This window comes from Lactococcus sp. FSL W8-0209 (assembly GCF_038006585.1).
In the GTDB taxonomy this organism is placed as follows: domain Bacteria; phylum Bacillota; class Bacilli; order Lactobacillales; family Streptococcaceae; genus Lactococcus; species Lactococcus lactis.
This window is the reverse complement of sequence record NZ_JBBOVN010000001.1, coordinates 2,153,468-2,170,432: the sequence shown is the minus strand read 5'-3', so window position 1 is coordinate 2,170,432 and position 16,965 is coordinate 2,153,468. Positions and strand designations below refer to the sequence as shown.

The following is a 16,965-nucleotide window of genomic DNA, read 5'->3' as shown; positions in this document are numbered from 1 at the left end:
GACTCGTATTCCCTATTTTTCTTATTATCAGCTGATTGGAATTCTAAAGTTACTGACAGAATTTATTTTCTCAAAGAATTTTTAGAAAAATCTTGGACTGAACTAAAAGTAAGTTCAAGCGTCTTGCACGTTACGCAAAAGAGTTTCTGTCAGTAAATTTTACTGACAGAAAAAATGAAGGTGGTACCACGGTTTTTCGTCCTTTGCGAAAAATCGTTTTTTTTATTCAATAAAAACAAAATCGAAAGAAAGAAGAAAATATGAAAATCAAAGATACTTTGAATTTGGGGAAAACAGCTTTCCCAATGCGTGCAGGCTTGCCAAATAAAGAACCAAACTGGCAAAAAGACTGGGCAGATGCGACACTTTATGAGAAACGTCAAGAATTAAATGAAGGAAAACCCTCATTTATGCTTCATGATGGGCCTCCTTATGCGAACGGAAATATTCACCTCGGACACTCTTTGAACAAAATTTCAAAAGATATTATTGTTCGTTATAAATCAATGGCAGGATTTCGTGCTCCTTATGTTCCAGGTTGGGATACTCATGGTTTGCCAATTGAGCAACAACTTGCTAAAGCAGGCATGAAGCGTAAAGAAATGGATTTGCTTGATTATCTTGAGGAATGTCGTAAATACGCGATGAAACAAGTAGATATGCAACGTTCAGATTTCAAATCCCTTGGTGTTCTTGCTGATTGGGACCGTCCATATTTGACACTATTGCCAGAATATGAGGCAGCTCAAATTCGCGTTTTTGGTAAAATGGCTGAAAAAGGATATATCTATAAAGGACAAAAACCAATTTATTGGTCACCTTCATCAGAAAGTTCACTGGCTGAAGCTGAAATCGAATATCAAGATGTTCGTTCAGCATCAATTTTTGTGGCATTTAAAGCTAAAGATACTAAAGGTAAATTACCAGAAGATGTAGAATTTGTAATCTGGACAACAACACCATGGACAATTCCATCAAATTTGGGAATCTTTGCTCATCCTGACTATGATTATTCAGTTGTAGCAGTTAATGGTCGTAAATTTGTGATTGCCTCAGAAATGCTTGAAGCTGTTGCTGAAAAATTAGAATGGGAAAATCCAGAAGTCCTTCAAACGATTAAAGGTTCTGAATTAGAATATATGGTTGCAAAACATCCATTCTATGACCGTGAAACTTTAATCATGAATGCAGATTATGTTACTCTTGATTCTGGGACTGGCCTTGTACACGTTGCCCCAGGACATGGTGAAGATGACTACTTTGCAAGTCGTAAGTATAAATTGCCTGTTCTTTCACCAATAGATAACCGTGGTTATTATACTGATGAAGCTCCTGGACTTGAAGGACTTTTCTACGATGAAGGAAATAAAGTTGTCAGTAAATGGCTAGAAGAAAAAGATGCTTTATTGAAACTCGAATTCTTCACTCACTCATATCCACATGACTGGCGTACTAAAAAACCAGTAATTTTCCGTGCAACACCACAATGGTTTGCTTCAATCGATGACTTCCGTCAAAATATTTTAGATGAAGTTGAAAGAGTAGATTGGGTAATTCCATGGGGGAAAACTCGTTTATTCAATATGGTTCGTGACCGTGGCGATTGGGTCATCTCACGTCAACGTGCTTGGGGGGTTCCATTACCAATTTTCTATGGTGAAAATGGAGAACCAATTATCACACCAGAAACAACAGAACATGTAGCTAAACTTTTTGCTGAATTTGGTTCAAAAGTTTGGTTTGAACGTGAAGCAAAAGACCTTTTACCAGAAGGATTCACTCATCCAGCGTCACCAAATGGTGAATTTACAAAAGAAAAAGATATCATGGACGTTTGGTTTGACTCAGGTTCTTCTTGGAATGGTGTCCTTAACGAACGTGACTACCTTAGCTTTCCTGCAGACCTTTACCTTGAAGGTTCAGACCAATACCGTGGTTGGTTTAATTCATCAATTACAACCTCAGTTGCGGTAAATGGCGTTGCACCATATAAAGCAGTTCTTTCACAAGGATTTGTTTTAGACGGTAAAGGACGTAAGATGTCTAAATCAATTGGAAATACAATCGTGCCAAAAGATGTCACTAAGAAATTTGGTGCTGACATTCTCCGTCTTTGGGTGGCCTCAATTGATACTGAATCAGATGTTCGGGTATCAATGGATATTCTCAGTCAAGTTTCTGAAGTTTACCGTAAAATCCGGAATACATTGCGTTTCTTAATCGCTAATACATCTGATTTTAATCCAAAAGAAGATGCAATTGATTTTGCAGAACTTCGTCCAGTAGACAAATATATGCTTGTGAAATTTAATGAACTTGTAAAACAAATTCGTACAGCTTATGATAACTATAGCTTTATGACTGTTTACAAATCAATCATTAATTTCATCACAAATGATTTGTCATCTTTCTATCTTGATTTTGCTAAAGATGTTGTTTATATTGAAGCAGCAAATTCACCAGAACGCCGCTCAATGCAAACAGTTATGTATGTTATTTTGAAAGATTTAGTGAAAATTCTTGTACCAATTTTGCCACACACGGCAGAAGAAACATGGACTTACTTGGAACATGAACCAGAAAATTTTGCTTATCTTGCAGAAATGCCAGAAGCAGCAGAAATTCCTGGAAGTGAAGAATTGTTAGGAAACTGGCAAGAATTTCTTGATTTCCGTGATAAGATTTTGAAAGCTTTGGAAAGTGCTCGTGAAGCAAAATTGATTGGTAAATCATTGGAAGCAACAGTAACTATTTATCCAAATGAAGTTGTGCGTACTTTATTGACGGCAATTGATGAAAATGTTGCTCAACTTTTGATTGTATCAAACTTTGTAGTTGCCAACGAACCAGTAAATAATGCCCCAGAGTCTGCAATGAAATTTGATGACCTTGCAGTTCTTGTTGAACATGCGGCTGGAGAAGTTTGTGATCGTTGCCGTAGAACAGATGAAACAGTTGGACACAATGCTAATGAACATCTCAAAATGCTTTGTGAACATTGTGCACACATCGTTGAAACAGAATTCCCTGAAATCCTTGAAGAAGGTTTTGAAGATTAATAAATAAAAAAAGTTACTGACAGTTTTGTCAGTAACTTTTTATTTTAAAATTAATAATTACAATACCGCAAGCATTGATGCAAGTACGCTGAAAAGCGTAAGAACAACCATGATAATCACAACGACCATGGTTACTTTTTGGAAAGTACTTTTTTGTGGTTTTTTATATGCCATAAGTTCCTCAATAAAAATATTTTTAACTAATTGTAACAAGAAAAAGAAGACTTTTCAATTAGTTTGAGTCTTTCTCCTTATTATTTTCTTTTGGAGTCAAAAATTTAGCAAATGGATCTTCCATTTTTTCAGGAGAAGGAACGCTTTTTTTATCATCATCAGTCACTAAATCAACAGTTGAGATGCCTAAATCGTCCATCATTTTATCAAAATCATCACGTTTTCTAAAAGTTAAGCCCATTGTGGTCTCCTTGAAATAAAATATTTAACAGTGCTCAAAAAGAGAAGAGCAATACTAGAACTATTTTACTACTTCATAGATAAAAAAGCTAGATATTTGAAAAAACTTCTTGAAAAAATGCGATTAAAAGCTGATAAGACTTGCATTTCAAAACTATTTTAAGTATAATGATAAAGAACGGTAGTTTGCTTTATGCAGACTACCTATAATAAAACAAATTCCCCAAAGGAGACATTTTTAAAATGGCTAAAGAAGTATACGACCGTAGCAAACCACACGTTAATATTGGTACTATCGGACACGTTGACCATGGTAAAACTACCCTCTCAGCTGCAATCTCTAAAGTATTGTCTGACAAAGGTTACTCTAAAGCGACTGACTTCGCATCTATCGATGCTGCTCCAGAAGAACGCGAACGTGGTATCACAATCAACACTGCTCACATCGAGTACGAAACTGAAAAACGTCACTATGCCCACATTGACGCTCCAGGTCACGCGGACTACGTTAAAAATATGATCACTGGTGCTGCCCAAATGGACGGTGCAATCCTCGTTGTTGCTGCAACTGATGGACCAATGCCACAAACTCGTGAACACATCTTGCTTTCACGTCAAGTTGGTGTTAAATACCTTATCGTCTTCCTTAACAAGGCTGACCTTGTTGATGATGAAGAATTGATGGAACTCGTTGAAATGGAAGTTCGTGACCTCTTGAGCGAATACGACTTCCCAGGTGACGATATTCCTGTAATCGCTGGTTCAGCACTTGGTGCTTTGAACGGTGAACCACAATGGGTTGCTAAAGTTGAAGAATTGATGGACATCGTTGATGAATACATCCCAACTCCAGAACGCGACACTGACAAACCACTCCTTCTTCCAGTCGAAGACGTATTCTCTATCACTGGTCGTGGTACAGTTGCTTCAGGACGTATCGAACGTGGTACTGTTAAAGTTGGTGACGAAGTTGAAATCGTTGGTATCAAAGAAGAAACTAAAAAAGCTGTTGTTACTGGTATCGAAATGTTCCGTAAAACACTTACTGAAGGTCTTGCTGGTGATAACGTCGGTGCACTTCTCCGTGGTATTCAACGTGACGAAATCGAACGTGGTCAAGTTATTGCTAAACCAGGTTCAATCACTCCACACAAACTTTTCGAAGGTGAAGTTTACGTATTGAGCAAAGAAGAAGGCGGACGTCACACTCCATTCTTCGACAACTACCGTCCTCAATTCTACTTCCACACAACTGACGTTACTGGTTCAGTTAAACTTCCAGAAGGAACTGAAATGGTAATGCCTGGTGACAACGTGCATATCGACGTTGAATTGATCCACCCAGTTGCGATTGAACAAGGTACTACTTTCTCTATCCGTGAAGGTGGACGTACTGTTGGTTCAGGTATCGTTGCTGAAATCAAAGCTTAATTATAAATCTAAGCAAATTGGAGCTGTCATTTATGACAGTTCTTTTTTTATTTAAAATTTTTCTTAAAATAAAAACTCCCCTTGGGGAGTTTTTTTAAATTTCTGATTTTGTAAATACACCGCGGTCAACAAGTGCATCCATTTGGAAGTAAAATTTATTTTGAATCATTTCACTCGCATTTTTAAAAATATCAACATTTCGTAAACCGGATTTGTCAGTAACTGAAAGTTTAAAACCACTTAAATCTGGATTAACAATAATTTTCAATAAAAATCCTTCGTTTGAATTTGGAACTTCTTCAAGAAGTCTTTTAAATTCAAAATTACCAATTTTAGTTTGAATAAAAGTTGTATCTTTTAAAGTGAATTTTTTAACAGTAGGCGCAAGTTGATAAACATATTTGCTACCTTCCAAATGTTTTTCGGTGATAAATGCCATTGTGAGTCTCCTAAATAAATTGTTTATTTTTTTAAAATAGAACTAAGTTTCTCAACGAAGAGATTAACTTCATCAATTGTATTCATTTCTGAAAAAGAAATACGTATGTTTTCTTTTAGTTTTTCAGAATTTTTCCCGTAAACAGCTTCAAGAACATGGGAAGGTTCGATTGTACCGGCTGTACAAGCAGAACCGGTTGAGATTGCGAAACCAGCTAAATCAAGTTTGGTCAAGAGTAAATCATGATTTTCATTCGGAAAAGCAAGATTTAGAACGTGAGGCATACTTGGACCAAAATTATTTTTATAAAATGAAATCTTTTGTTCTTCTAGTTTAGTTAGTAAAGTTTCATTAAGTTTTTCAACTGCTTGATAATTTGATTCAATATTTTCAAGGGCAAGTTCTAAGGCTTTAGCTAAACCAACAAGAGAATGGAGATTTTCTGTACCAGCCCGTCTTTTTTCTTCTTGTTCTCCCCCATGAATCAAAGCATCAAAATGTAGCTTTTCGTTATAGTACAAGAAGCCGACCCCTTTTGGTCCATGAAATTTGTGCGCTGATGCTGAAAGGAAATCAGCCGAAACATCCAGAGGATGCACTGAAATTTTTCCCATTACTTGAGTAGCATCAACATGAAAAACGGATTGATGTTGCTTCAAGAGCTCTCCGACTTCCTTTACTGGAAGAAGTTGGCCTGTTTCATTATTAGCCCACATCATGCTGACTAAAATTGTATCAGGACGCAAGTTTTCTTCTATAAGTGAAGCTGGGAATGTTCCGTCTGCTTTTGGTTTTACAAAGCTAACATCAAATCCATAACGGTCATGAAGATATTGAACAGTATTTAGAACAGAAGGATGTTCAATAGCTGTTGTGATGATATGATTTCCTTTATCTTTATTAGCCAGTGCATAACCAATTAAGGCTTGGTTATTAGCTTCGCTAGCACCAGAAGTAAAAATGATATTGCGACTTGGAACTTCTAGAGCATTTGCCACAGTTTCACGGGCTTTACGAACAATCTGACTTGAAGCACGTCCGAGGCTGTGAATACTAGAGGGGTTTCCAAAATTAGCGGATAAACTTTCTGAGATTGCGGTGATAACATCAGGAAGTAGAGGTGTTGTAGCAGCGTTATCTAAATATATAATTTGATTTTCCTACCTTTCATAGTAATTGCTGGATATTTTATAAGGAAATCATTTAATTCCATCAGGATTAAAAGTCCCCTTATCTGTAAGCTCTATTTTACCATTTTTTTATTCTTTTTATATGAAAAGCAATGAGATTATTATTTAAATATCTTATAATCTTATTCAGATCAATTAATGTGATTTATTGATGGTATATTTCTAATAATAATTATATAATATTCTTAGGGAGGTTTTATTATGGTTGAAGAATATAAAAATATCTTAGTTGCAGTAGATGGTTCAGAACAAGCTTATGATGCCCTTCGTGAAGCGATTGACACAGCAAAATTAAATCATTCACATCTGAAAATATTGTATGTTTTAAATGATAAGTTAGCAAATATTCCAGTACATTTAGACACAATGACCTTGTATAAAAGTGTACAGGAGCATTCTGATTATGTTGTAGAGCAAGTTCAAGAATATCTTAAAGGCACAGAAGTTGATTTTGAGATTGTACGTTTAATTGGCAGCCCTAAAAGAGAAATTATTAATTATACAAACGAAAATAATATCGATTTAGTTGTAATTGGGTCAACTGGTCTTGATGCGATTGATCGTTTTATCATTGGTTCAACAACACAGTATATTGTTAACCATGCCTCTTGCAACGTAATGGTTATTAAATAAAGAAAAGAAAAAGTCGTCAATTGAGATGACTTTTATTTTATAAATTAATATATCAAAAATAAAAATACCAACTTAGTGTTGGTATTTTTTAATTGCTTAAAGTGTTTCTATAAGAATTACTTTAATCTTGAGGTTTTTCATGTTCAAAAAGTGGAGAAACTGGGCGTCCTTCGTGGATACGAAGAATAGCACTGGCTAAGTATTCAGCTGCACTCAAATATTTTACGTTTAAAGGTTTGCGATGGTTTGTTACAACAGAATCTGTGACCAAAATTTCTTTGATATCTGCTTTTTCAAGAACATCAGCGGCTCCGCTAGTAAATAATCCGTGGCTGGCAACTGCATAAATTTCACTTGCTCCCGCTTCGCGTACAACATTTGCAGCGTTGGCAAAAGTGACCCCAGTGTTCAAAATATCATCGATAAGAATAACTTTTTTACCTGAAACATTACCGATAACATATCCGTTTTCACGGTTTTTGTCATCATCTTCATAGTCAACAATGGCAATTGCTGACTCTAAGTATTCAGCAAGTGAGCGTGCACGTTTAATCCCAGAATTTTTTGGTGCAACAACAATCACGTCATCACCAAATAATCCACTCTTACGGTAATAGTCAGCAAAAAGTGGGACAGTAAACAAGTTGTCTACAGGGATATCAAAGAAACCTTGTACTTGGACAGCGTGAATATCGAGGGTTAATAAGCGGTCAGCTCCAGCTTTAACAATCATATCAGCAACTAATTTAGCTGTGATTGGTTCACGAGAAGTCGCAGTACGGTCTTGACGAGCATATCCAAAGTATGGGATAACAACATTAATTGTACGAGCAGAAGCACGTTTACATGCGTCAATCATGATTAGTAATTCCCAAAGGTGATCGTTAACAGGGCAGCTTGTTGATTGAACAATAAAGATGTCTTGACTACGGACACTTTCTTCCATGTTAATCATAATTTCACCGTCGGAAAACTGTTTTGAAGAAAGTTTTCCTAGAGGAACTCCTGTAAACTGGCTAATTTTCTCAGCAAGACCAGGGTTTGAGTTTAAGGCAAAAAGCTTTAAGTGTGAATCAGAGTAAACCACGATTTCTCTCCATTTTCTTTTATGAAATAATATAGTTCTATTTTAGCAAAATAATAGTGATTTTCCTAGTCTATATCTGTAAATATCTTTGTGAATTAATTTGAAAATAAAATTTGAGAGTATTTTGAATAATTTTTTCAAGCAAAAAATTTTTCACAAACTTAAAATTCTAATAAATTACAAAAGCGCTTTAAAGGTTATGTGTATGTAATTGAAAACATTTTCAAAAAAACGAGAATACAAAGTTTGTGAAAGTTCATGCAAAGTCTTGCGTTTGCAAAAGCGAAGTGTTACAATGGTTCTGTAAGGTTCGTGAAAGCTAAGTGTTACGAACAAATTATTTATTTTTAGGGGAATTAAAAATGAAAAAAACAAAAGTGATCTCACTTCTTGCAGTTTCAGTACTCTCAGTTTCTTTACTTGCCGCTTGTGGAAGTAATAACTCTTCAAGTAGCTCTGATAAAAAAACAGAACAATCATCAAAAGCAGAAGTTTTTGCTGGTGCAACTCAAGGAACAAACAACTTCTCTGATTTGCAAAAAGGCTTTGCTAAAAACGGAGCTTGGTTGAATGCAACTAAAGGTGATATGGATGCTTCTGGGAAAACTTTGACTGTTGAAGGTCTTTTCTTAGGTGACGGACAAGTCGCTCGTAAATTGGCAATCTACAATCAAGATAGCAGCCACAAAATTACTGACCGTTATACTTTGACAGTTGATAAAATTGAAGTGAAATCTCCTGGTTTCTATATTTCAAATGGTACTGTTAAAGGGAATGTTGATGTATTTGCAACTGGCTTCCACGGACAAACCGGTACAGGTGTTGAAGGACAAGCAACAATTGATGGTAACTTGACTTTTGCTAGCCAAGACCTTCTTGATGCTTATAATAAATTACCAGATGCTCAAAAAGTTAAAGTAACTGGTACAACTTCAGTTGTTAAAGGCGATGTTGTTTCATTCAAACCTGGTGGAATTACAGCTGGTGCTCACGGAAATGTAACTTATTCATTTGAAGGAAATGGTACAGATACAGAAACTGGGGCAACAACTGGTACTGCTGATGTTTCAGTATTGAAAAAAGCACTCGGTAAAAATGGTGCTTGGCTTGTAGCTACTAACGCTGATGTTGATGCTTCAGGTAAAGACCTTACAATTGATGGTACTTTCCTCAATGAAAAATCAGCTGTTCAACGTACACTTGCAATGATTAAACAAAATGATCAACACCAAGTCACTAAATCTTATACTTTGACAGTTAAACGCTTGATTGTTAACTCACCTGCTTTCGATCTTGAAGGTGGTAATATCAAAGGTGACGTTTATGTCGGTAAAGATGCTTCAATTATGGCACGCGACATGAAAGGGACTGATGGTCAATCAATCCAATCTGAAATCACTGGAAATCTTTACTTTGCAACTCAAGAACAACTTGATACTTACAAAGCTCTTCCAGCTGCAAACCAATTTAAAGTCTCTGGCGAAGTTGCTGTAAAAGCCGCTAACTAATGAACTAAAAATTGTCTAAAAGGCTCTCTATGAGCCTTTTTTTCTTACTTAAAATATAGTATAATGGGACATACGTGTAGTTCTATACAAAAGTGAATCTGTCAGTAAAAAAGTTACTGACAGAAAATAAAAAAGTTTTTGTCAGTGAAAAATTACTGACAAGAGGTTCAGTAATGACAGATTGATTTTTGTTTAGAAAAACATAAAGCTAAAATATATTACAAAAGCAGGAGACTGGACTGTTAGAGAAAGTTCATAGCATTTCAAGTCAAGGAGAAAAACATTGGCAAAAGAAACATTTTCAATCGAATTTGCAGGTCGGACATTAACTGTTGAAACAGGTCAAGTTGCAAAACAAGCAAATGGTGCTGTTGTTGTACGTTATGGAGATACAACTGTTTTAACAGCCGCTACAATGGGTAAAATGGCTACAGGTGATTTCTTCCCACTTCAAGTGAACTATGAAGAAAAAATGTATGCTGCTGGTAAATTCCCAGGAGGTTTCAACAAACGTGAGGCACGTCCGTCGACTGATGCGACATTGACTGCTCGTTTAATTGACCGCCCAATTCGTCCTATGTTTGCTGAAGGTTTTCGTAATGAAGTTCAAGTCATTAATACTGTTCTTTCTTATGATGAAAATGCTTCTGGCCGCGTGGCAGCTATGTTTGGCTCTTCTTTAGCGCTTGCAATTTCTGATATTCCATTTGATGGACCAATTGCAGGTGTTGAAGTTGCTTATATTGATGGAGAATATATCATCAATCCAACTGTTGCAGAAAAAGAGGCATCAAGTTTGGAGCTCTCTGTTGCGGGAAATATCAACGCAATCAATATGGTTGAATCTGGAGCCAAGGAACTTTCAGAAGAAGTGATGCTTGGTGCACTTTTGGCAGGACATAATGCTGTTAAAGAATTAATTGAATTTCAAAATGAAATTGTTGCAAAAGTTGGAAAAGAAAAAGCTGAAGTTGAACTTTTGCATGTTGATGAAGATTTAAAAGCCGAAGTGATTGCAGCTTACAATTCAGATTTGCAAAAAGCAGTTCAAATTGAAGAAAAATTGGCGCGTGAATCTGCGACAAAAGCAGTTAAAGAGGCGATAATTTCTGTTTACAGTGCAAAATATGAGAACGATGAAAATCTATCAATCATTTTGCGTGATCTTGCTGAAATTCTTGAAGGAATGGAACATGCGGAAGTTCGTCGCTTGATTACTGAAGATAAAATCCGTCCTGATGGACGTAAGATTGATGAAATTCGCCCGCTTGATGCTGAAATTGACTTTACCCCACGTAATATTACACATGGGACAGGTTTATTTACTCGTGGTCAAACCCAAGCTTTATCAACATTGACTTTGGCACCAATGAATGAAGCACAAATCATTGATGGTTTGAATGATGAATATAAAAAACGTTTTATGCATCATTATAATTTCCCACAGTATTCTGTTGGGGAAACAGGACGTTACGGGGCACCTGGACGTCGTGAAATTGGTCACGGAGCGCTCGGTGAACGTGCTTTAGAACAAGTATTGCCTTCTTTAGAGGAATTCCCTTATGCCATTCGTTTGGTCGCTGAAGTTTTAGAATCAAATGGTTCGTCATCACAAGCTTCAATCTGTGCAGGAACACTTGCACTGATGGCTGGTGGTGTACCAATCAAAGCACCAGTTGCTGGGATTGCGATGGGCTTGATTTCTGACGGAACAAATTATACTGTTTTGACAGATATTCAAGGGCTTGAAGACCATTTTGGTGATATGGATTTTAAGGTTGCGGGAACTCGTGACGGGATTACTGCGCTACAAATGGATATTAAAATTTCAGGAATTACACCAGAAATTCTTGCCGAAGCTCTTGCACAAGCAAAAACTGCACGTTTCCAAATTCTTGATGTAATTGAAGCAACAATTGCACAACCTCGTGAAGAGTTGGCACCGTCAGCACCTAAAATTGATACAATTACAATTCCTGTCGATAAGATTAAAGTTGTCATCGGTAAAGGCGGCGAGCAAATCGATAAAATTATTGCTGAAACGGGCGTAAAAATTGATATTGATGACGAAGGACTTTGTTCAATTTTCTCTTCTGACCAAGCAGCGATTGATCGTGCTAAAGAAATTATTGCTGAACTTGTTCGTGAAGCAAAAGTTGGTGAAATTTACGATGCAAAAGTGGTTCGTATTGAAAGTTTTGGTGCTTTTGTAAATCTATTTGGTAAGCAAGATGCAATGGTGCATATTTCTGAAATGGCTTGGGCTCGGACAGAAAATGTTGAAGATGTTGTGAAATTGGGTGACACTGTCAAAGTTAAAATCATGAAAATTGATGACAAAGGTCGCGTAGATGCATCAATGCGTGCTTTAGTTGAGAAACCAGAAGGTTATGTTGAACCTGAGCGTAAACCAAGAGAACGCCGTGAAAATGGTGACCGTCGCAAAGGTAACGGAAATAACCGTGGTAATGGTTTTGACCGTCGTAATAATGACCGTAATAACCAGGGAAATAAAGTTGGAAACCACAGTTTTGAGCGCCGTGAACGTAAATCACATATTGATGAAGAGTTTCCAGAACTCTCAACTAAAAAACCAGAATAAGCTCAATCATAAAATGGAAAAGCTGTAAAAATAGACCTTGAAATAAAATAAAATTTACTGATAAAAATGCTAGTCTATCCAGAAGTCTTAGAGGGATAATGGATAGATGATAACCGAAATGTGATTATTCATGCTTGGATTTCTGTCAGTAAATTATTTGTTTATTTAGCTCGTAAATAATCACTGACAGGTCTGTCAGCAAAAAATATGTCAAATTATAATCTCAATCCAGAACTAGATGAACGTTTGCGAGTTTCATTAGCGAATCCAGGCTCATTTATGGAAGACCTCTCATTGGTCTATGCTTTTCATCAATTTCCAGTATTGGCACCAAAATCAGTTTTCTTCGTTCCGATTGAAGACCACAAGGCACTACCTGTTTTTACAACAGAAGAAGAACTTGAAGTTTTCCTGTCAGAACTGACAGACTTTGAGACGGAATGGGAATTGCACTCATTAATTGAAATTTTAGACCAATTAATGGAAACGGATATTGATATTTTAGCAATCAATCCTAAATTACCTCAAGATGAAGATAAAGGCAACACCGTTTACTTTGGGACACCAGAATTAATGCAATTTTTAGTTCATTATACTGAAATTTTGAATAAAGTTTTTAGTCCGGAAAATCTTGAGGCTGAACAAAGAGAAAAATATTATTTCGTCCCAGCTTTCGTCACAACAAGTGGTCAAAGAACTTTCCCTAATCTAATCAATCAGGACAATGAAGAATATCTTCCTTTGTTTGATAATTTAGATAGTTTGGCTAAATGGCACAATGAAGCCTACTTTAGCCAAGCCTTTAAGGAAAATAATGGACAAGTTCTACTTTTAAAAATTGATGAATTATTAAATGGAGAAGATGAAGTCATAAATGACTTAGGAAAAAGCCTAGGAATTACGGTAAATCCTTTGGACTACTCACAAGAAGAAGTTCAAAATTCAATGGTCACTTGGGAAGAATTAACAAGGGATTAAATCAATTGAAAGCTTGATTTAGTCAATTACACGTTTTTGAATCAACAAGGCCCACAATGCTTATGGTATAATTTACTATAAGTATTTTTTAACGAAGTAGGAAAAAATGAACGAAAAAAAGAAAGGTTTTTGGTCTGAAGCAATTCGAGTGACCAAAGAAAATGATCCGGCAGCTAGAACTGCCCTGGAAGTCTTTTTGACCTATCCAGGAGTAAAAGCTCTTGCAGCTCACCGAATTTCACATTTTCTTTGGCGTCATCATTTGAAACTTTTGGCTCGGATGCACTCACAATTTTGGCGATTTTGGACTCAAATTGAAATTCATCCAGGAGCAGAAATTGCCCATGGTGTCTTTATTGACCATGGTTCTGGATTAGTTATTGGTGAAACTGCCATTGTTGAAAAGGACGTCAAACTTTATCACGGAGTTACCTTGGGGGGGACAGGAAAAGATAAAGGGAAACGTCATCCAACAATTAGACAAGGGGCATTAATTTCTGCCCATTCTCAACTTTTAGGCCCTATTGAAGTTGGAGAAAATGCAAAAGTAGGGGCGAGTGCTGTTGTGGTAACAGATGTTCCGCCAGAAGTAACTGTTGTTGGAATACCTGCAAAAGTTGTTCGAGTTAAAGGTAAAAAAGATGTCGAGCGCATCACAAGCCTTGAAGAAAAAAGAGAAGCAAGCTATCATTCATCACATTTGTGAGGAGAAATGAGAAGTGAAAAAGAGAAAAGTAGCGATTTATGAGGGACATGTACTTGCAACTTTAAAATCATTTACAGATGCTGTTATGTCTATCATTGCAACGATTATGGTTTTAGAATTTCCTTTACCAAAACTTATTGGCAATAATCAGTATGATTTTCGTGAAACAAGCAGCTCACTCATTATTTTCTTTGTGAGTTTTCTGGTTGTTGTTTCTTATTATTTTCAATTTGGTAAGTTTTTTGGACGTATAAAGAAAATTAGTGGTTGGCAGATTTTTGCTTATACAATTTTTCTCATGCTTGTCTCACTTTTTCCCTTTATGACCCAAATTGATAATGGAATTCATCCCGCATACTTCACAATCATCTATGTTTTATATATTATTGTGACCTCACGGTTTGCTTCTTTGATTATCAAATATACTTACCGCCTGAATGAAATAATAATCAGTAGACATCAGTCACGAAAACCTTGGGATTTGATTGTGATGTCTGCTCTTGCTATTGTGATTTCGAGTATTGGATATCCTGCTTATACGGGGATTCCATTGCTCTATTTACCAATACGTTCTCTTATCACCTCTATTGTTTATGATGAAGATTAAGAAGGAAATAGAATGAAAATATATAATACTTATAGTCGACAGCTAGAAGATTTTCAGCCGATTGAACCTGGAAAAGTAAAAATGTATGTCTGCGGACCGACCGTTTATAATTACATCCATGTGGGAAATGCTCGTTCTGTTGTTGCTTTTGATTTGGTTAGAAAATATTTGGAATTTCGAGGATTTGAAGTTCAATATATCTCTAATTTCACAGATGTCGATGATAAAATTATCAACGGTGCAAAAGCTGCAAACATGACTACGACAGCTTTTTCTGAACGTTATATTGCTGCTTTTTATGAAGATACTGATGCTTTAAATGTTAAAAGAGCCAGTCAAAATCCGAAAGCAACAGAATTCATCGAAGCGATGATTGAGTTTATTCAAGAACTTGTGGATAAAGAATTTGCTTATGTTTCTCAAGGAGACGTATATTTCCGTGTATCTAAATCTAAAGATTACGCTAAATTAGCGAATAAAAATCTTGCAGATTTACTTGCAGGGGCTTCTGGACGTACGGATGAAGAAACAAAACTTAAAGAATCACCAGCCGATTTTGCTCTTTGGAAATCCGCAAAAGCTGATGAAGTTTCTTGGCAAGCGCCCTGGGGATCTGGCCGTCCAGGCTGGCATATTGAATGTTCAGTCATGTCAACTTCACTATTAGGCGAAACAATTGACATTCATGGTGGAGGAGCAGATTTAGAATTTCCACACCATACAAATGAAATTGCACAATCTGAAGCAAAAACTGGACAAAGGTTTGTTAATTATTGGATGCACAATGGATTCGTAAATGTTGATGGTGAAAAAATGTCTAAATCACTAGGCAATTTCACAACTGTTCATGAACTCCTTCAAGTAGTTAATCCACAAATTTTACGTTTCTTTTTAGCAACTACTCATTATAGAAGACCAGTCAATTTTACTGATGATGCACTGACAGAAGCTGAAAATAATATCAAAAAAATTGAAAATGCTTATCGTCATTTGGATGAGCAAGCTGAGTCTAATTTGTCAGCACTTACGACTTTCAGAAATGATTTTGTTGCTGCCATGGATGAAGATTTCAATATTGCCAATGGAATGACTGTTTTTTATGACTTTGTTTCTTGGGTTAATAAAGGAAACGGTGGGCCTGAGGTCAAAGAATTTTTTGACCAAGTTTTAGAAATTTTAGGGATTAAATTTAAATTTGAGCAAAGTTTGGACAGCGAAATTGAAGCCATGATTGAAGCAAGACAATTGGCACGAGAAGTCCGTGATTTTGCGAAGTCAGATGAAATTCGTGACGCTTTGAAAGCTCAAGGGATTGTTCTTGAAGATACAAAAGACGGGGTACGGTGGCATCGTGAATAAGCAACAAGCAGAACTTTTGAATGGTATTGCATTGGCCTATATTGGGGATGCGATTTATGAGGTCTTTGTGCGTGAGTACTTATTAGATAAAGGCCTGACAAAGCCCGCCATGCTTCAAAAAAATGCAACGAAATTTGTGTCAGCTAAAGCACAAGCAAAAATTATTTCTGCAATGGATGAAGTTGATTTTTTGACTGAATATGAATTGACTTATTTTAAAAGAGGGCGTAATGCTCATTCTAAAACGACGGCCAAAAATACCGATGTTGTTACTTACAGAATATCAACGGGTTTTGAAGCTGTTGTTGGAATTCTCCATTTAACGCAACAAAAAGAGCGACTTCAAGAATTTTGGGATTTTTCCCTTAAAACAATTGAAGCAGATCTGGTTTAAAGTTTATTAATTACAAAGATCAAAGTATTAAGCAAATTATTTTAAAAAAAGAAAAAAATCCGCTAGAATAGGTATGCAAAGATACAAAGAAAAAAATCAGCGGAAAGAAGAAGAGATGTATAGAGTAGTTACAATGTACGGCACCGATGAACCATGGTGGTTCTTCGACGGCTGGAAAGAAGATATAGTTTCAGTAGATGAGTTTGATGATTTTTATAAAGCTTTAAAATGTTATAAAAAAGAATGGTTTGAAATGGCTGAGAATTTTAAAGAATTCACTAGCAAGTCTGGCTTGCAAACAGCATTTTGGAAAAACGGAGATGAAGAATGGTGTGAAGACTGTGTAGGTTATTTACAGCGCTATCACAGCATTGCTTTGTTGGAAGACTGGCATGCGATTCCGCTAGAGAAAAAGCGCTCAGGTTATAGTAAAAAATCTGGAGAACTCCCAGAACGTTTCTGTTCAATGAAAACTGAAAATTAAAAAATGAGAAAGTTTACTGACTGAGTAAGCTTTCTTTTGTTCTGATAGAATAATCGTAAGCATTTCATTGGTAA

General features: G+C 36.2%; 16 protein-coding genes. 11 read left to right on the top strand and 5 right to left on the bottom strand.

Features of this window, described 5'->3' with window-relative positions; genetic code table 11:
- Nucleotides 1–260 precede the first annotated feature (260 nt).
- Complete coding sequence (gene ileS, locus MKX45_RS10705) at nucleotides 261–3,059, top strand: isoleucine--tRNA ligase (protein ID WP_003132382.1); 2,799 nt, start codon at nucleotides 261–263, stop codon at nucleotides 3,057–3,059.
- 57 nt (nucleotides 3,060–3,116) lie between these two features.
- On the opposite strand, the gene MKX45_RS10700 is transcribed toward ileS, so the two are convergent.
- Together MKX45_RS10700 and MKX45_RS10695 are read right to left on the bottom strand one after the other, a co-directional pair.
- Nucleotides 3,117–3,233 (bottom strand): DUF4044 domain-containing protein, encoded by a 117-nt coding sequence (locus MKX45_RS10700; RefSeq protein WP_014570713.1) that lies wholly within the window; start codon nucleotides 3,231–3,233, stop codon nucleotides 3,117–3,119.
- A gap of 58 nt (nucleotides 3,234–3,291) precedes the next feature.
- The gene (locus tag MKX45_RS10695; RefSeq protein WP_057720503.1) at nucleotides 3,292–3,474 is read right to left on the bottom strand and encodes an SPJ_0845 family protein; all 183 of its coding nucleotides are present in this window, start codon (nucleotides 3,472–3,474) and stop codon (nucleotides 3,292–3,294) included.
- 242 nt (nucleotides 3,475–3,716) lie between these two features.
- Here MKX45_RS10695 and tuf point away from each other — a divergent pair, with 242 nt between their 5' ends.
- Entirely contained in the window at nucleotides 3,717–4,904 is a 1,188-nt protein-coding gene (gene tuf / locus MKX45_RS10690) for an elongation factor Tu (protein WP_003132374.1), read from the top strand.
- A gap of 94 nt (nucleotides 4,905–4,998) precedes the next feature.
- On the opposite strand, the gene MKX45_RS10685 is transcribed toward tuf, so the two are convergent.
- Together MKX45_RS10685 and MKX45_RS10680 are read right to left on the bottom strand one after the other, a co-directional pair.
- Nucleotides 4,999–5,343 carry a DUF1831 domain-containing protein gene (locus MKX45_RS10685; RefSeq protein ID WP_015427022.1) on the bottom strand — a complete coding sequence of 115 codons (345 nt, stop codon included), beginning with the start codon at nucleotides 5,341–5,343 and terminating at the stop codon, nucleotides 4,999–5,001.
- Between the two features lie 23 nt (nucleotides 5,344–5,366).
- A complete protein-coding gene (locus MKX45_RS10680) occupies nucleotides 5,367–6,494 on the bottom strand; it encodes a cysteine desulfurase family protein (protein WP_057720502.1) in 1,128 nt (375 codons plus the stop codon).
- A 240-nt stretch (nucleotides 6,495–6,734) separates the two neighbouring features.
- On the opposite strand from MKX45_RS10680, the gene MKX45_RS10675 reads away from it, so the two are divergent.
- A complete protein-coding gene (locus MKX45_RS10675; protein ID WP_340817189.1) occupies nucleotides 6,735–7,166 on the top strand; it encodes a universal stress protein in 432 nt (143 codons plus the stop codon).
- Between the two features lie 121 nt (nucleotides 7,167–7,287).
- On the opposite strand, the gene MKX45_RS10670 is transcribed toward MKX45_RS10675, so the two are convergent.
- Nucleotides 7,288–8,253 (bottom strand): ribose-phosphate diphosphokinase, encoded by a 966-nt coding sequence (locus MKX45_RS10670; protein ID WP_012898422.1) that lies wholly within the window; start codon nucleotides 8,251–8,253, stop codon nucleotides 7,288–7,290.
- Nucleotides 8,254–8,615: 362 nt separating this feature from the next.
- Between MKX45_RS10670 and MKX45_RS10665 the strand changes: the two genes are divergently transcribed.
- The 8 genes from MKX45_RS10665 to MKX45_RS10630 all read left to right on the top strand — a co-directional run bounded on the left by MKX45_RS10665 (nucleotide 8,616) and on the right by MKX45_RS10630 (nucleotide 16,891).
- On the top strand, nucleotides 8,616–9,761 hold the full coding sequence (locus MKX45_RS10665) for a hypothetical protein (protein WP_010906169.1): 1,146 nt from the start codon (nucleotides 8,616–8,618) through the stop codon (nucleotides 9,759–9,761).
- A 283-nt stretch (nucleotides 9,762–10,044) separates the two neighbouring features.
- Complete coding sequence (gene pnp / locus MKX45_RS10660; protein ID WP_047206815.1) at nucleotides 10,045–12,363, top strand: polyribonucleotide nucleotidyltransferase; 2,319 nt, start codon at nucleotides 10,045–10,047, stop codon at nucleotides 12,361–12,363.
- A gap of 207 nt (nucleotides 12,364–12,570) precedes the next feature.
- Nucleotides 12,571–13,341 carry a hypothetical protein gene (locus MKX45_RS10655; RefSeq protein ID WP_128267878.1) on the top strand — a complete coding sequence of 257 codons (771 nt, stop codon included), beginning with the start codon at nucleotides 12,571–12,573 and terminating at the stop codon, nucleotides 13,339–13,341.
- Between the two features lie 106 nt (nucleotides 13,342–13,447).
- Nucleotides 13,448–14,047 carry a serine O-acetyltransferase gene (gene cysE / locus MKX45_RS10650; protein ID WP_003132365.1) on the top strand — a complete coding sequence of 200 codons (600 nt, stop codon included), beginning with the start codon at nucleotides 13,448–13,450 and terminating at the stop codon, nucleotides 14,045–14,047.
- Between the two features lie 13 nt (nucleotides 14,048–14,060).
- Nucleotides 14,061–14,654, top strand: a complete 594-nt coding sequence (locus MKX45_RS10645; RefSeq protein ID WP_340817188.1) for a TMEM175 family protein — start codon at nucleotides 14,061–14,063, stop codon at nucleotides 14,652–14,654.
- Between the two features lie 12 nt (nucleotides 14,655–14,666).
- Entirely contained in the window at nucleotides 14,667–16,013 is a 1,347-nt protein-coding gene (cysS, locus tag MKX45_RS10640) for a cysteine--tRNA ligase (RefSeq protein WP_057720498.1), read from the top strand.
- Complete coding sequence (locus MKX45_RS10635; RefSeq protein ID WP_003132362.1) at nucleotides 16,006–16,407, top strand: Mini-ribonuclease 3; 402 nt, start codon at nucleotides 16,006–16,008, stop codon at nucleotides 16,405–16,407. The genes cysS and MKX45_RS10635 overlap by 8 nt, the downstream gene beginning before the upstream one ends.
- Before the next feature lie 115 nt (nucleotides 16,408–16,522).
- The gene (locus MKX45_RS10630) at nucleotides 16,523–16,891 is read left to right on the top strand and encodes a DUF1033 family protein (protein WP_012898417.1); all 369 of its coding nucleotides are present in this window, start codon (nucleotides 16,523–16,525) and stop codon (nucleotides 16,889–16,891) included.
- Nucleotides 16,892–16,965 lie beyond the last annotated feature (74 nt).

Excerpts from the sequence above, each read along its gene's own strand:
- ileS (WP_003132382.1), top strand. The coding sequence starts at position 261 with ATGAAAATCAAAGATACTTTGAATTTGGGGAAAACAGCTTTCCCAATG.
- MKX45_RS10700 (WP_014570713.1), bottom strand. The coding sequence starts at position 3,233 with ATGGCATATAAAAAACCACAAAAAAGTACTTTCCAAAAAGTAACCATG.
- MKX45_RS10695 (WP_057720503.1), bottom strand. The coding sequence starts at position 3,474 with ATGGGCTTAACTTTTAGAAAACGTGATGATTTTGATAAAATGATGGAC.
- tuf (WP_003132374.1), top strand. The coding sequence starts at position 3,717 with ATGGCTAAAGAAGTATACGACCGTAGCAAACCACACGTTAATATTGGT.
- MKX45_RS10685 (WP_015427022.1), bottom strand. The coding sequence starts at position 5,343 with ATGGCATTTATCACCGAAAAACATTTGGAAGGTAGCAAATATGTTTAT.
- MKX45_RS10675 (WP_340817189.1), top strand. The coding sequence starts at position 6,735 with ATGGTTGAAGAATATAAAAATATCTTAGTTGCAGTAGATGGTTCAGAA.
- MKX45_RS10665 (WP_010906169.1), top strand. The coding sequence starts at position 8,616 with ATGAAAAAAACAAAAGTGATCTCACTTCTTGCAGTTTCAGTACTCTCA.
- MKX45_RS10655 (WP_128267878.1), top strand. The coding sequence starts at position 12,571 with ATGTCAAATTATAATCTCAATCCAGAACTAGATGAACGTTTGCGAGTT.
- cysE (WP_003132365.1), top strand. The coding sequence starts at position 13,448 with ATGAACGAAAAAAAGAAAGGTTTTTGGTCTGAAGCAATTCGAGTGACC.
- cysS (WP_057720498.1), top strand. The coding sequence starts at position 14,667 with ATGAAAATATATAATACTTATAGTCGACAGCTAGAAGATTTTCAGCCG.
- MKX45_RS10630 (WP_012898417.1), top strand. The coding sequence starts at position 16,523 with ATGTATAGAGTAGTTACAATGTACGGCACCGATGAACCATGGTGGTTC.